The organism is Pseudomonas sp. BIGb0164, from assembly GCF_024810135.1.
Lineage (GTDB): Bacteria > Pseudomonadota > Gammaproteobacteria > Pseudomonadales > Pseudomonadaceae > Aquipseudomonas.
This window is the reverse complement of the sequence record NZ_JANUEA010000006.1, coordinates 56,769-70,398: the sequence shown is the minus strand read 5'-3', so window position 1 is coordinate 70,398 and position 13,630 is coordinate 56,769. Positions and strand designations below refer to the sequence as shown.

The following is a 13,630-nucleotide window of genomic DNA, read 5'->3' as shown; positions in this document are numbered from 1 at the left end:
CCGGCTCCTACGGGATTGGGGCGATCAAACGGCAATGTTGTCATTGATGCTGTAACGCACCGACAGCGCCCCCTTTTTCTCGGACAGGGCCAGAATGGTCACTTGGCCCAGTTCGCCCAGCGCCTGCACATGGGTGCCGCCGCAGGCATAGGCGGGTAATTCGCCGAAGCCGACTTCGCGGGTGCCGTCTTCCAGGGTCATATGGCGCGGGTAATCCGCGGCGATCCACTGATCGACCTGACGCTGAAGGGCTTCGGCGTCCATGGCTTGTGCCGCTTCCCCACGGATGAAGGTGATCTTGCCCTCGCCAGGCCAGTGGTGCGCCTTGATCGGCATCCAGCCCAGGCGTTCACCGGCGTTGCCGATCAGATGCCCGGCTGAATGCAGGCGCGTGTGCAGGGCGCGGCGTTGTGCATCGACCCGCGCGGTGATCGGGCCGGGTTGTACAGGTTGATCCACGTAATGCACCACGCGATCGGCTTCCTGAGTGACGCGCAACACCTGGCTGTCACCGAGCCAGCCGATGTCGAACGGCTGTCCGCCACCCTGGGGGTGAAAAATTGTCGACTGCACGATGACCGCAAACTGATCCTCGTGGGGCGTGCAGCTCAGCACCTCCAGCTCGGCGGTCAGGTGGTCGTGGGTAAAAAACAGGCGCTCGGTCATCGTCTACATCCGCATCAGGGTTCTGTGGGCAGTATAAATAGTGCGCAGATGGGTGATAATCCGCTCAATTATCAATGGACCTGTGCGTCATGAGCATCAATTTTCCTTTGCCACTGTTGGGCGAGATGGCGATTTTCGTCAAGGTGGTGGAAACCGGCAGTTTCTCCGAAGCGGCGCGACAATTGAGCGTTTCTCCATCGGCGGTGAGCCGCAGCATCTCGCGCCTGGAGAAGGCGCTGGCCACGCGGCTGCTGCAGCGCACCACACGAAAATTGCGTTTGAGCGAAGGCGGTGAAGAGGTGTTCAAGCGTTGCCAGGAAATGGTCAACGCGGCTCGCTCGGTGATGGAGATCAGCGGTCAGTTCACCCACGAGGCGGAAGGCCTGGTGCGGGTCAGCGTGCCCAAGGCGGTGGGGCGGTTCGTGGTGCACCCGCATATGCCGGAGTTCCTGCGGCGCTACCCCAAGGTGGATGTGCAGTTGATCCTTGAAGATCGCCAGGTGGACCTGATCGACGACAACGTCGACTTGAGCATCCGCATCACCGACAGCCCGCCACCGGGGTTGGTCGGGCGGCAGTTGCTGCCCATCGAGCATTTGCTGTGCGCCACGCCGCATTACTTGGCCAAACACGGCACACCGAGTCACCCTCATGATCTGCTTGAGCACAGTTGTATCTACCTGGGAGAGACACCGGGAGATTCACGCTGGAAGTTTCGCCAGGGCGGCAAGGCGGTGACGGTGGGTGTACGCGGGCGGTATGCGGCGAACCACACGGGCGTGCGGCTGGATGCAGTGTTGCAGCATGTGGGGATTGGCAGCTTGCCGTATTTCACCGCGCGCCATGCGCTGGAGGAGGGGAGCCTGGTGCAGGTGTTGCCGGCGTGGGACTTTATCGCCTCGTACCATGGCGAGGCCTGGCTGCTGCATTCGCCCACGCGGTATCTGCCGCCCAAGCTGCGGGTGTTTATCGATTATCTGGTGGAGTGCATGGCGCGCGAACCTACACTGCGCCGAAGGTAGGCATGCGGTAAAACTGTGGGAGCGGGCTTGCTCGCGAATACGGTGTGTCAGTCGCTGAAAAAAATGACTGATCCACCGCATTCGCGAGCAAGCCCGCTCCCACATTTAGATTGCCTGCGGTCTAAAAAATCAGTGCTTGCTCTGGTCGTCCGACATGGCCAGCAGCTGCTTCTCCTGGTTCCAGTCGAACGGCTCGTCGTTCTGCTCGGCTTCGAAGCGACGCTCTTCCAGGGCCTGGTACAGGTCCAGCTCTTCGTCTGGCATGAAGTGCAGGCAGTCGCCGCCAAAGAACCACAGCAGGTCGCGCGGCACCAGGTGGGCGATTTGTGGGTAGCGCAGGATGACCTGGCTCATCAGGTCCTGGCCCAGGTACTGGCTTTCGATCGGGTCGATCGGCAGCAGGGCGCGCAATTCGTCGAAGCGCTCCAGGAACAGCGAGTGGCTTTCCTCGGGAACCTGTTCGGCTTCGCCGACGGCAACCAGGATACTGCGCAGGTGGTCGAGCAAGACGAGATGATCGGCAACGACGTTGGACACGAGATAAGTCCTCTAAAGCAAAAACGGGCGCGAGAGTATATGCCTCTCGCGCCCGTTTTTATATCACCGCCGGGATCAGCGGACTTTACCTTCTGCCTGGGTCAGCTCTTCCTTGCTGAAATCATCCACGTCGATCACCTTGCGTCGTGCCGCTTCGGCGTCACGCAGGGTCTGCGCTTCAGCCGGTTGCAACACGCCAGCGTGCAGCGCGGCATCGATGGCATGCTCGCCAGCCGCCGGTTTGACCTGGCCGCTCTTGAGGCCCTGGTGCAGTTTTTTCTGCAGGGGTTGGCTGGCGCCAAGCAAGTCGTACGCGTGTTGCAGGGCTCCCACCGGATCGTCCGTCGATTGTGGACGGTAGCAACCGGCCAACAATTCTTCGAGAGTTGGGTCGCCCTTGGCCCGGCCGATCACCGCAGCCACTTCGGCATCCAGCGCATCGGACGGCCCGGTGTGGCGACGGCCGAACGGGAACACGATCACCCGCAGCAGGCCACCGAGCACCTTGTTCGGGAAGTTGCTCAGCAGTTCATCCAGCGCACGTTCCGACTGGCCCAGGCTTTCTTCCATGGCCCAGGTGAACAGCGGCTCCAGATGGTCCGGCGAATCCAGGTCGTGGTAACGCTTGAGCGCGGCCGACGCCAGGTACAGGTGGCTCAGCACATCGCCCAGGCGCGCCGACAGGCGTTCGCGGCGCTTCAGTTCGCCGCCCAGCAACATCATGCTCAGGTCGGCAAGCAGGGCGAAGGCGGCGGTCTGGCGGTTCAGCGCACGGAAGTAACCCTGGCTCAAGCGGTTGCCCGGCGCTTTCTCGAAATGACCGATGCCGAGGTTCAGCACCAGCGTGCTGGCGGCATTGCTCACGGCAAAGCCGATGTGCTGCATCAACAGGCCGTCAAACTCCTTCAACGCCTGGTCATGGTCTTCACGACCGGCCAGGGCCATCTCCTTGAGCACGAACGGATGGCAACGGATGGCGCCCTGGCCGAAGATCATCAGGTTGCGCGAGAGGATATTCGCGCCTTCCACGGTGATGAAGATCGGCGCACCTTGCCAGTTGCGGCCCAAGTAGTTGTTGGGGCCCATGATGATGCCCTTGCCGCCGTGCACGTCCATGGCGTGGCTGATGCATTCGCGGCCGCGTTCGGTGAGGTGGTACTTGAGGATCGCCGACAGCACCGAGGGTTTTTCACCCAGGTCCACGGCATTGGCGGTGAGCATGCGCGCGCTGTCCATCAGCCAGGCGTTGCCGCCGATGCGCGCCAGGGCTTCCTGGATACCTTCGAAGGCCGACAGCGGTACGTTGAACTGCTCGCGCACCTGGGCGTATTGGCCGGTCACCAGGCTGGTGAACTTGGCCGCGCCAGTGCCGACGGCAGGCAGCGAAATAGAACGCCCGACCGACAGGCAGTTCATCAACATCATCCAGCCCTTGCCGAGCATCTCCTGGCCGCCGATCAGGAACTCCAGCGGGATGAACACATCCTTGCCGGAGTTGGGACCGTTCATGAACGCGGCGCCCAGGGGCAGGTGGCGGCGGCCGATTTCTACGCCCGGGGTGTCGGTAGGAATCAACGCCAGGCTGATGCCCAGGTCTTCTTCCTCGCCCAGCAGGTGGTCCGGGTCATGGGCCTTGAAGGCCAGGCCCAACAAGGTCGCAACCGGGCCAAGGGTGATATAGCGTTTTTCCCAGTTCAGGCGCAGGCCGAGGGTTTCCTTGCCTTCCCATTCACCTTTGCAGATCACACCCGTGTCGGGCATGGCGCCGGCATCGGAGCCGGCCAGCGGGCCGGTGAGGGCGAAGCAAGGGATATCGTCACCACGGGCCAGGCGCGGCAGGTAATGGTTGCGTTGTTCGTCGGTGCCGTAATGCAGCAGCAATTCGGCCGGGCCGAGGGAATTGGGCACCATCACGGTGGAGGCCAGGTCACCGCTGCGGGTGGCGAGTTTCATGGCCACTTGAGAGTGGGCGTACGCGGAGAAACCCTTGCCGCCATATTCCTTGGGAATGATCAGGGCGAAGAAGCCATGGGTCTTGATGTGCTCCCAAGCGGCGGGCGGCAGGTCCATGGCCTGGCCGATTTCCCAGTCGCTGACCATGGCACAGAGTTCTTCGGTGGGGCCGTCGATAAAGGCCTGCTCTTCTTCGGTCAGTTGCGCCTTGGGGTAGGCCAGCAATTTGTCCCAGTCGGGGCGACCGCTGAACAGCTCGCCATCCCACCATACGGTGCCGGCGTCGATGGCATCGCGCTCGGTCTCGGACATGGGCGGCAGGACTTTCTGGAACCAACTGAACAGCGGCTTGGTGAAGTATTGGCGGCGCAGGTCCGGCAGCAGCAGCGGTGCTGCGATAGCCGCCAGCAACACCCAGAAGATCAGCAGCAGCCAACCCGGTGCGTGGCTCCAGGCGCCCATCGCCAGCAGGTAGACGGCGACCACACCCAGGGCGGGCAGCGGCGCGGTGCGGCGGTGTGCCAGGTAGGCAATGCCGACCACCAGAACCAGTATCCACAACAACAGCATATTCAATCCTCCGTGAAACCAGGGGCGAAACCACCAAGGAGCTTAGTCGGCATCCGAAAAAGCGCGGTGATCGGGGTGTTACGAGTTGTACGGGAAGCACCGGTCGGCAGGCGCCGACATTTGGCCGAATCGTCGTTATCTACAGGGCAAACCTGTCGTTACACTCCAGGCTTGCTTCGGAGATAACGCCCATGGATACGTACCTCAGTCCCAGCCGCTTCATCGATAGTGACCACCCTGCGGTGGTGGAGTTCGCCGAAAAACATCGCGGTCCCAGCGCAGATTTGCGTGACCAGGCAGTCAGTCTCTACTACGCCGTGCGTGAGGCGATTCGCTATAACCCGTACACCTTCAGCCGTGACCCAGGCACCCTCAACGCCAGCTTCGCCCTCGCCACCGGTGAGAGCTACTGCGTGCCCAAGGCCACCTTGCTCGCCGCCTGTGCCCGCCACTGCGGCATACCGGCGCGCATCGGCCTGGCCGACGTGCGCAACCACCTGTCGACGCCGCGCCTGATCGCGTTGCTCAAGAGCGATGTGTTCGCCATGCATGGCTACACCGAGCTGTACCTGCGCGGACGCTGGGTCAAGGCGACCCCGGCGTTCAACAGCCAGCTGTGTGAACTGTTCGACGTGCCGCCGCTGGCGTTCGATGGCCTGCATGACAGCGTGTTCCACGCGTTCAACCGCCAGGGCCAGCGTTCGATGGAATATGTGCTGGACCACGGGCAGTTTCCCGACGTGCCCGAGGCGTTTTTCTTCGCCCATATCCGCCAGTGTTACCCGCACCTGTTTGCCGAGGACATGCCAGAGCTGCTGGGCGACATGCAGAGCGATTTAAGCCGCGCGTGAACCGGCGTATGCTGCTGCGTTCATCAAGCCATGTTCATCAACGATAAGGCGCGGTCATGCTGAAAATCTGGGGTCGTAAAAATTCATCAAACGTCAGGAAAGCACTGTGGTGCGCCGAGGAACTCGGCCTGGACTATGAGGCAATTGATGCGGGCGGGGCTTTTGGTGTGGTCGACACCCCGCAATACAGGGCACTGAATCCCAATGGCCGGGTGCCGATGATCGAAGACGGCGACTTTGTGCTGTGGGAGTCCAACACCATCGTGCGCTACCTCTGCGCGAAGGAAGGTTCCAACTGGTACCCCACCGACCTGAAGGCGCGTGCCAACGCTGAAAAGTGGATGGACTGGACCACGTCCACCCTCGCCGAACCGTTCAAGATTGTGTTCTGGGGCATCCTGCGCACCCCGGCCGACAAGCAGAACTGGGACAGCATCAACGCCGGGCGCCAAACCTGCATCGATGTGCTCAAGACCGTCGACCAGGCCCTCGCCACACAGCCGTATCTGTCGGGCAACGAGATCGGCATGGGCGACATCCCCCTGGGCTGCTTTGCCTACGCCTGGTTTGAAATGCCCATCGAGCGTCCGTCGATGCCTCATCTGGAGGCCTGGTACCAGCGCCTGCAACAGCGCCCGGCCTATCGCAAAGCGGTCATGACCGCGTTGACTTAATACTGACTATTAATACAGGTGACTGTACTTGTGCGGCGCGGGCAGCCAACATGGTTGTCATGCGCCGCCGTTGAATACGCGCGCTGCGCCCTCATCTATTCTTCCAATTCCCTTCTTTGGTGCGTAATCCGATATGAGTTCCGCTCTGTCCATCCGGCAGCTAACCAAAACCTACGGCAACGGTTTCCAGGCCCTGAGTGGTATCGATCTGGACGTTGCCGAAGGTGACTTCTTCGCCTTGCTCGGCCCCAACGGTGCCGGCAAATCCACCACCATCGGTATCCTCTCGACACTGGTCAACAAGACCAGCGGCACGGTGAATATCTTTGGTCATGACCTGGACAAATCCCCGGCGGCGCTCAAGCGCTCCATCGGCGTGGTGCCCCAGGAGTTCAACTTCAACCAGTTTGAAAAGACCTTTGACATCGTCGTGACCCAGGCGGGTTACTACGGCATCCCGGCGAAAGTCGCCAAGGAGCGCGCCGAGCAGTACCTGACCCAGCTGGGCCTGTGGGACAAGCGTGATGTGCCTTCGCGTTCACTGTCCGGTGGCATGAAGCGGCGCCTGATGATTGCCCGCGCCCTGGTGCACGAGCCGCGCCTTCTGATCCTCGATGAACCAACGGCCGGTGTGGATATCGAGCTGCGCCGTTCGATGTGGACCTTCCTCACCGAGCTGAACGAGAAGGGCATCACCATCATCCTCACCACCCACTACCTGGAAGAGGCTGAGCAGCTGTGCCGCAACATCGGCATCATCGACCATGGCACCATCGTCGAGAACACCAGCATGCGTAACCTGCTGGGCCAGTTGCATGTGGAAACCTTCCTGCTCGACTTGAAGAACAACCTGTCGGCGCCGCCGCAGCTGCTCGGCTACCCGAGCCGCCTGGTGGACAGCCACACCCTGGAAGTCCAGGTGGACAAGGCCATGGGTATCACGGCGCTGTTCACTCAACTGGCAGCCCAGAGCATCGAAGTGCTGAGCCTGCGTAACAAAACCAATCGCCTTGAGGAGTTGTTCGTGTCCCTGGTGGAGAAAAATCTGGCGAAGGTGGCGGTATGAGTTCCGAACTGCAACCCAACATCGTCGCGCTGCAAACCATCGTCTACCGCGAAGTGAAGCGCTTTACCCGGATCTGGCCGCAGACCCTGCTGCCGCCGGCGATCACCATGGTCTTGTACTTCGTGATCTTCGGTAACCTCATCGGTCGCCAGATCGGCGACATGGGTGGCTTCACCTACATGGAGTACATCGTGCCGGGCCTGATCATGATGTCGGTGATCACCAACTCCTACGGCAACGTGGTCTCCAGCTTCTTCGGCAGCAAGTTCCAGCGCTCCATCGAGGAACTGATGGTGTCGCCGGTATCGCCGCATACCATCCTGATCGGCTACACCCTGGGCGGTGTGCTGCGCGGCCTGATGGTGGGGGTGATCGTCACCTTGCTGTCGCTGTTCTTCACCCACCTGCAGGTGCATCACCTAGGGGTCACCTTGCTGGTGGTGGTGCTGACGGCAACGATCTTCTCGCTGCTGGGGTTCATCAACGCGGTATTTGCACGCAACTTCGATGATATTTCGATCATCCCGACCTTCGTGCTGACGCCGCTGACCTACCTGGGCGGGGTGTTCTACTCCATCACCCTGTTGCCGCCGTTCTGGCAGACCGTGTCGCTGGCCAACCCGGTGCTGCACATGGTCAACGCCTTTCGCTACGGCATCCTGGGGGTGTCGGACATCAAGATCAGCGTGGCGATCACGTTCATGCTCGTGGCGACCGTGGTGCTGTATATCGGCTGTGCCAAGTTGCTGGTGAGCGGGCGTGGGATGCGCACGTAAGCACTGACCTCAACACGGTCAAAAAATGTGGGAGCGGGCTTGCTCGCGAATGCGGTGTATCAGTCAATGAATGTATCAACTGACTGACCGCATTCGCGAGCAAGCCCGCTCCCACATGGGTTTTGTGTGAGGCCTTTATTTCTTGAGGGCTAGCTCGATCAGGGCGTGCAGCTCTTGCACCGAGAGCGGTGCGGTCGAGAACAGGATGCGAAACACCGTCGGCGCGGCGAGCAGGTTGATCAAATGATCCACGCTCGGCGGGGTCGGGTCCGGGTAACGATCGACAATTGCCTGCAACTGCCCGCTCAGGATGCTCACACAGTAGCCGGGCGTGATCATGCACTGCAGGTCACGCATCATGTTGCGCCCCGGCTCCGAACTCATTTCATCCAGGTATTGCTCGGCCCAGGCTTGCAGGTCGCCACGCAGGCTGCCGGTATTGGCCGGCTCGCTGTCCGGGCGCATGCGTGCCAAGGCGACATCCGCCAGCAACACGGAAAGGTCGCCCCAACGTCGATAGATAGTGGAGGGCGTGACGCCCGCGCGCGCAGCAATCATCGGCACCGTCACGCTGGAACGCTCGTGAGCCTCCAGCAGTTCGCGCGTGGCGTTGTGCACTGATTCCTGGACCCGGGCACTGCGGCCCCCCGGGCGAAGACCTTCTTTAATAGCCATGCCTAAAACCTTAACACAAAGAATTTGCTTTAAGCGCTTTCCGGTAGCACACTCTGCAAAAGCAAAATGTTAGCTTTAGCGGAGCGTGCCGATGTCCAGTCCTACTTCCAACCGTTCGAACCTGGCGTTTCTGGTCGTCACGGTGTTGACCTTTCTCGCCGCCTCCAGTGCGCCGACGCCGCTGTATCAGGTGTATCAGGACAATCTGCATTTTTCGGCGGCGATGCTGACGGTGATCTTCGGCGTGTACGCCGTGAGCCTGCTGGCGGCGCTGCTGACCGTGGGCTCGCTGTCGGATTACCTGGGGCGCAAGCCGGTGATTTTCGTCGCTTTGCTGCTCAATATCGTGGCCATGCTGCTGTTTATCAACGCTGACAGCACCGCCTACCTGATTGCCGCACGCGCCCTGCAAGGTTTCGCCACCGGCACGGCGACGGCGGTATTGAGCGCCACATTGCTCGACACCGACCGCCTGCGCGGCCCTATGCTCAACAGCCTGGCGCCGTTGCTGGGCATGGCCAGTGGCGGCCTGGGCAGCGGCTTGCTGGTGGAATTCGCGCCACACCCGACCCAGCTCATCTACCTGGTGATGCTCGCCTTGATGGTGTTGCAGGCGTTGTACGTGTGGCGTTTGCCCGAAACCGTCAGCCGTATCCCGGGGGCCTTGAAATCCCTCGCACCGACCCTGCATGTGCCCGCGCAGGCCCGCCGTGCGTTGTGGCTGGCGATGCCCCTGAACGTGGCGGTGTGGGCGTTGGGTGGGTTCTTTTCTTCCCTGGCGCCTTCGCTGGTGCGGGCGGCAACTGGTTCGACCTCCCACTTGATCGGCGGCGGCCTGGTGGCGGTGGTGACCTTGAGCGGCGCGGTGATGATCTACCGCCTGCGCGAATACCCGGCTGACAAAGTCATGCGCTTGTCCGCACTGCTGCTGGCTGTCGGCGTGGCGTTGCTGTTGGTCGCCGTGCAGAGCGCCAGCCTGTGGCTGTTCTTCGTCGCCAGTGTGATCGCGGGCTTTGGCTTTGGCGGCGGCTTCATGGGCAGTATTCGCAGCATCGTCGGGTTGGCGTTGCCCCATGAGCGGGCGGGCTTGATGTCGGCGTTCTATGTGCTGAGCTACCTGGCGTTCTGCCTGCCGGCGCTGTTGGCCGGCAATCTGAGCCGGGTGTTTGGCCTGATCGTGACCACCGACGGCTACGGCGCGGTGTTGATCGTGCTGGCCTTGAGTGCCTTGGGCGGCTTGCTGATGCAGGATTCGGCGCGGGCCAGGGCGACGACGGGCGCTTGATGGGTAATAATCGCCACCCGTACCGCCTGATCGAGGTTCACGCATGAAGATCATCCGCAGCAAGGACTTCACCGGCAGCCGTGCCTGGGAGGCGCTGGACATCGCCAACATGAACGGCATCACCACCCGTCTGCACTGGACCGACCAGCCGTATCGCTGGCACATCAACGACGGTGAAGAAGTCTTCGTGGTGCTCGATGGCCGGGTGCACATGCATTACCGCGATAACGGCTTTGAGCACGTGGCAGAGCTGGCGGTGGGGGATATCTTCTACGCCAGTGTCGGCACCGAGCATGTGGCGCATCCACAAGGCCCGGCACGAATCCTGGTAATCGAATGCGAAGGCAGTGTTTGATCGTATATCTGCAAAGTAGATAACAGATAGAGATATTACCCGTTATATAGATATTCGATAGGGTTCTATGATGGTCTCAACCTCATGCGAGGAAGAGGAATACCACCATGACCTGCTCGACTACCCTCCGCTACAAACCCTTCAGTCACCTGACCCGACCACGGGAAGTGATCCGCCAGTTCACCCCCAACTGGTTTGCCGCCACCATGGGCACCGGTGTACTGGCGTTGGCCTTGGCCCAGTTGCCCGTCAACGTGCCAGGCCTGCATGCCATTGCCGAAGCGCTGTGGATGTTCACCATCGGCTTGTTCGTGTTGTTCAGCGCCCTGTACACCGCCCGCTGGGTGATGTTCTTCCACGAGGCGCGGCGGATTTTCGGGCACTCCACCGTTTCGATGTTCTTCGGCACCATCCCGATGGGTTTGGCGACTATCCTTAATGGCTTGCTGCTGTTCGGCCTGCCGCGCTGGGGCAACAGTGTGATCGCCCTGGCCGAAGTGATCTGGTGGCTGGACGTGGCGATGGCCCTGGCCTGCGGCGTGCTGATCCCGTTCATGATGTTCACCCGCCAGGAGCACAGCATCGACCAGATGACCGCCGTCTGGCTGTTGCCGGTGGTTGCCGCCGAAGTGGCCGCCGCCAGCGGAGGCTTGCTCGCGCCGCACTTGGCAGACGCCCATTCGCAACTGGTGATGCTGGTGACCAGCTACGTGTTGTGGGCGTTTTCGCTGCCGGTGGCGTTCAGCATCCTGACCATCCTGATGCTGCGCATGGCCCTGCATAAATTGCCCCACGCCAATATGGCCGCCTCCAGCTGGCTGGCCCTGGGCCCCATCGGCACCGGCGCCCTTGGCATGCTGTTGCTTGGCGGTGACGCACCGGCGATCTTTGCGGCCAATGGCTTGCCCGGTGTCGGTGAGATGGCCAACGGCCTGGGCCTGGTGGCGGGCATCACGCTGTGGGGGTTTGGTTTATGGTGGATGCTGATCGCCGTACTGATCACCCTGCGTTACCTGCGCGCCGGTATCCCGTTCAACCTCGGCTGGTGGGGCTTCACCTTCCCGCTGGGGGTGTATGCCCTGGCGACGCTGAAACTGGCGAACGTGCTGCACCTGGGTTTCTTCAGTGTGATGGGCAGCGTGCTGGTGGTGGCCTTGGCGCTGATGTGGCTGATTGTTGCCAAGCGCACGGTGCAGGGTGCCTATAAAGGTGAGCTTTTTGTTTCCCCATGCATTGCAGGACTAGGGAATAAGTAAGCGGGATTAGGTAAAGTCGTGGCCTGTTTTTAATAAAAGCCCAACAGGCCACGCAGGTACATGGACGATGAGCCACCCCTCGCAATTCACTTTGCTGCGCACACGGCGCTTCTTGCCGTTTTTCGTCACCCAGTTGCTGGGCGCCTTCAACGACAACATCTTCAAGCAATCGCTGATCCTCGCCATCCTCTACAAGCTCACCATCGACGGTGACCGCTCGATTTGGGTCAACCTGTGCGCGCTGCTGTTCATCCTGCCGTTCTTTCTGTTTTCGGCGCTGGCCGGGCAGTTTGGCGAGAAATTCAACAAGGACGCGTTGATCCGCGCGATCAAGATCGGCGAGATCGTGATCATGGCCGTGGGCGCGACCGGGTTCATGTTCAACCACCTGGAGTTGATGCTGCTGGCGCTGTTCGCCATGGGCACCCACTCGGCGCTGTTTGGCCCGGTGAAATATTCGATCATGCCCCAGGCCCTGCATGAAGATGAGCTGGTCGGCGGCAACGGCCTGGTGGAAATGGGCACGTTCCTGGCGATCCTGGCCGGCACCATTGGTGCCGGGATCATGATGTCGTCTACCCATTACGCACCGGTGGTGTCCGTGGCAATCGTCGGCGTGGCGGTGCTGGGTTACCTGGCCAGTCGCAGCATTCCACGGGCGGCGGCGTCGACTCCGGGGCTGCGCCTGAACTGGAACATCTTCAGCGAATCCTGGGCCACCTTGCGCCTGGGCCTGGGGCAGACACCGGCGGTTTCGCGTTCCATCGTTGGTAACTCGTGGTTCTGGTTTGTCGGCGCGATCTACCTGACGCAGATCCCGGCGTACGCCAAAGAGTGGCTGTACGGCGACGAAACCGTGGTGACGCTGATCCTCACGGTGTTCTCCGTGGGCATCGCCTTGGGTTCCATGCTGTGCGAGAAGCTTTCCGGGCGCAAAGTCGAAATCGGCCTGGTGCCGTTCGGCTCGTTCGGCCTGACCGTGTTCGGCCTGTTGCTGTGGTGGCATTCGGGTGGTTTCCCGCAGAACGTGCAGGCCAATGACTGGCTGGCCGTGCTCGGTTACGGCCAGGCCTGGTGGGTGTTGTTCGATATCCTCGGCCTGGGGGTGTTCGGCGGCTTCTATATCGTGCCGCTGTACGCGTTGATCCAGTCGCGCACTGCCGAGAACGAGCGGGCGCGGGTGATCGCGGCCAACAACATCCTCAATGCCCTGTTCATGGTGGTGTCGGCCATCGTGTCGATCCTGCTCCTCAGCGTGGCCAAGCTGTCGATCCCCGAGTTGTTCCTGGTGGTGTCGCTGCTCAACATCGCGGTCAACACCTACATCTTCAAGATCGTCCCCGAGTTCACCATGCGTTTCATGATCTGGCTGCTCAGCCATTCCATGTACCGCGTGGAGCATCGCAACCTGGAAGCCATCCCGGATGAGGGTGCCGCGTTGCTGGTGTGCAACCACGTGTCGTTTGTCGATGCGCTGTTGATTGGCGGCGCAGTGCGTCGGCCGATTCGCTTTGTCATGTACTACAAGATCTACCGCTTGCCGGTGCTGAACTTTATCTTCCGCACCGCCGGGGCGATTCCGATTGCGGGGCGCAACGAAGACATCCAGATCTACGAAAAGGCTTTCACGCGGATCGCGCAGTACCTGAAGGAAGGGGAGTTGGTGTGCATCTTCCCGGAGGGCAAGCTGACGACCGACGGTGAGATGAACGAATTTCGTGGTGGCGTGACGCGCATTCTGGAGGAGACGGCGGTGCCGGTGATTCCGATGGCGCTGCAGGGGTTGTGGGGGAGTTTCTTCAGTCGCGATCCGAAGAAGGGGTTCTTTCATCGGGTCTGGTCGCGGGTGGTGTTGGTGGCGGGTGAGCCGGTGGACGGGCCGACGCCCGCGCGATTGCAGGAGGCGGTAGGCGGGTTGCGGGGGAACGTCAGGTAGGTTCGTGC

At 61.3% G+C, this 13,630-nt stretch carries 13 protein-coding genes; 9 read left to right on the top strand and 4 right to left on the bottom strand.

The genetic code is table 11. The features are described from left to right. Positions 1-24 precede the first annotated feature (24 nt). Positions 25-666, bottom strand: coding sequence for an alanyl-tRNA editing protein (locus tag M2394_RS16975; protein ID WP_259173228.1), 642 nt, complete (start codon positions 664-666; stop codon positions 25-27). Positions 667-755: 89 nt separating this feature from the next. Between M2394_RS16975 and M2394_RS16970 the strand changes: the two genes are divergently transcribed. Beyond that, positions 756-1,688, top strand: coding sequence for a LysR family transcriptional regulator (locus M2394_RS16970; protein WP_259173227.1), 933 nt, complete (start codon positions 756-758; stop codon positions 1,686-1,688). 129 nt (positions 1,689-1,817) lie between these two features. Here the strand turns inward: M2394_RS16970 and M2394_RS16965 are convergent, their stop codons facing one another. Further along, the gene (locus M2394_RS16965) at positions 1,818-2,225 is read right to left on the bottom strand and encodes a PA2817 family protein (protein WP_178921877.1); all 408 of its coding nucleotides are present in this window, start codon (positions 2,223-2,225) and stop codon (positions 1,818-1,820) included. A gap of 75 nt (positions 2,226-2,300) precedes the next feature. Then, entirely contained in the window at positions 2,301-4,748 is a 2,448-nt protein-coding gene (locus M2394_RS16960; RefSeq protein ID WP_259173226.1) for an acyl-CoA dehydrogenase, read from the bottom strand. A 191-nt stretch (positions 4,749-4,939) separates the two neighbouring features. On the opposite strand from M2394_RS16960, the gene M2394_RS16955 reads away from it, so the two are divergent. From M2394_RS16955 to M2394_RS16940, 4 genes are all read left to right on the top strand, one after another. Further along, on the top strand, positions 4,940-5,599 hold the full coding sequence (locus M2394_RS16955) for a transglutaminase family protein (protein ID WP_178921873.1): 660 nt from the start codon (positions 4,940-4,942) through the stop codon (positions 5,597-5,599). 56 nt (positions 5,600-5,655) lie between these two features. Continuing rightward, positions 5,656-6,273 (top strand): glutathione S-transferase family protein, encoded by a 618-nt coding sequence (locus tag M2394_RS16950; protein ID WP_178921871.1) that lies wholly within the window; start codon positions 5,656-5,658, stop codon positions 6,271-6,273. 133 nt (positions 6,274-6,406) lie between these two features. After that, on the top strand, positions 6,407-7,339 hold the full coding sequence (locus M2394_RS16945; RefSeq protein WP_176996445.1) for an ABC transporter ATP-binding protein: 933 nt from the start codon (positions 6,407-6,409) through the stop codon (positions 7,337-7,339). Beyond that, positions 7,336-8,115: an ABC transporter permease gene (locus M2394_RS16940; RefSeq protein WP_178921870.1), complete on the top strand. Its 780-nt coding sequence runs from the start codon at positions 7,336-7,338 to the stop codon at positions 8,113-8,115. The genes M2394_RS16945 and M2394_RS16940 overlap by 4 nt, the downstream gene beginning before the upstream one ends. Positions 8,116-8,250: 135 nt before the next feature. Here M2394_RS16940 and M2394_RS16935 read toward each other — a convergent pair whose 3' ends face one another. Next, a complete protein-coding gene (locus M2394_RS16935) occupies positions 8,251-8,790 on the bottom strand; it encodes a TetR/AcrR family transcriptional regulator (protein ID WP_259173225.1) in 540 nt (179 codons plus the stop codon). Positions 8,791-8,881: 91 nt separating this feature from the next. On the opposite strand from M2394_RS16935, the gene M2394_RS16930 reads away from it, so the two are divergent. From M2394_RS16930 to M2394_RS16915, 4 genes are all read left to right on the top strand, one after another. Next, positions 8,882-10,075 carry an MFS transporter gene (locus M2394_RS16930; RefSeq protein WP_259173224.1) on the top strand — a complete coding sequence of 398 codons (1,194 nt, stop codon included), beginning with the start codon at positions 8,882-8,884 and terminating at the stop codon, positions 10,073-10,075. 43 nt (positions 10,076-10,118) lie between these two features. Further along, a complete protein-coding gene (locus tag M2394_RS16925; RefSeq protein WP_176996441.1) occupies positions 10,119-10,430 on the top strand; it encodes a cupin domain-containing protein in 312 nt (103 codons plus the stop codon). A gap of 107 nt (positions 10,431-10,537) precedes the next feature. Next, positions 10,538-11,686, top strand: a complete 1,149-nt coding sequence (locus M2394_RS16920) for a TDT family transporter (RefSeq protein ID WP_259173223.1) — start codon at positions 10,538-10,540, stop codon at positions 11,684-11,686. A gap of 67 nt (positions 11,687-11,753) precedes the next feature. Further along, entirely contained in the window at positions 11,754-13,622 is a 1,869-nt protein-coding gene (locus M2394_RS16915; RefSeq protein ID WP_259173222.1) for an MFS transporter, read from the top strand. The last annotated feature ends 8 nt before the right edge of the window (positions 13,623-13,630 follow it).

Bases quoted from the DNA above. Each gene is read 5' to 3' on its own strand.
- M2394_RS16975 (WP_259173228.1), bottom strand. From the start codon at position 666: ATGACCGAGCGCCTGTTTTTTACCCACGACCACCTGACCGCCGAGCTG.
- M2394_RS16970 (WP_259173227.1), top strand. From the start codon at position 756: ATGAGCATCAATTTTCCTTTGCCACTGTTGGGCGAGATGGCGATTTTC.
- M2394_RS16960 (WP_259173226.1), bottom strand. From the start codon at position 4,748: ATGCTGTTGTTGTGGATACTGGTTCTGGTGGTCGGCATTGCCTACCTG.
- M2394_RS16955 (WP_178921873.1), top strand. From the start codon at position 4,940: ATGGATACGTACCTCAGTCCCAGCCGCTTCATCGATAGTGACCACCCT.
- M2394_RS16950 (WP_178921871.1), top strand. From the start codon at position 5,656: ATGCTGAAAATCTGGGGTCGTAAAAATTCATCAAACGTCAGGAAAGCA.
- M2394_RS16945 (WP_176996445.1), top strand. From the start codon at position 6,407: ATGAGTTCCGCTCTGTCCATCCGGCAGCTAACCAAAACCTACGGCAAC.
- M2394_RS16940 (WP_178921870.1), top strand. From the start codon at position 7,336: ATGAGTTCCGAACTGCAACCCAACATCGTCGCGCTGCAAACCATCGTC.
- M2394_RS16935 (WP_259173225.1), bottom strand. From the start codon at position 8,790: ATGGCTATTAAAGAAGGTCTTCGCCCGGGGGGCCGCAGTGCCCGGGTC.
- M2394_RS16930 (WP_259173224.1), top strand. From the start codon at position 8,882: ATGTCCAGTCCTACTTCCAACCGTTCGAACCTGGCGTTTCTGGTCGTC.
- M2394_RS16925 (WP_176996441.1), top strand. From the start codon at position 10,119: ATGAAGATCATCCGCAGCAAGGACTTCACCGGCAGCCGTGCCTGGGAG.
- M2394_RS16920 (WP_259173223.1), top strand. From the start codon at position 10,538: ATGACCTGCTCGACTACCCTCCGCTACAAACCCTTCAGTCACCTGACC.
- M2394_RS16915 (WP_259173222.1), top strand. From the start codon at position 11,754: ATGAGCCACCCCTCGCAATTCACTTTGCTGCGCACACGGCGCTTCTTG.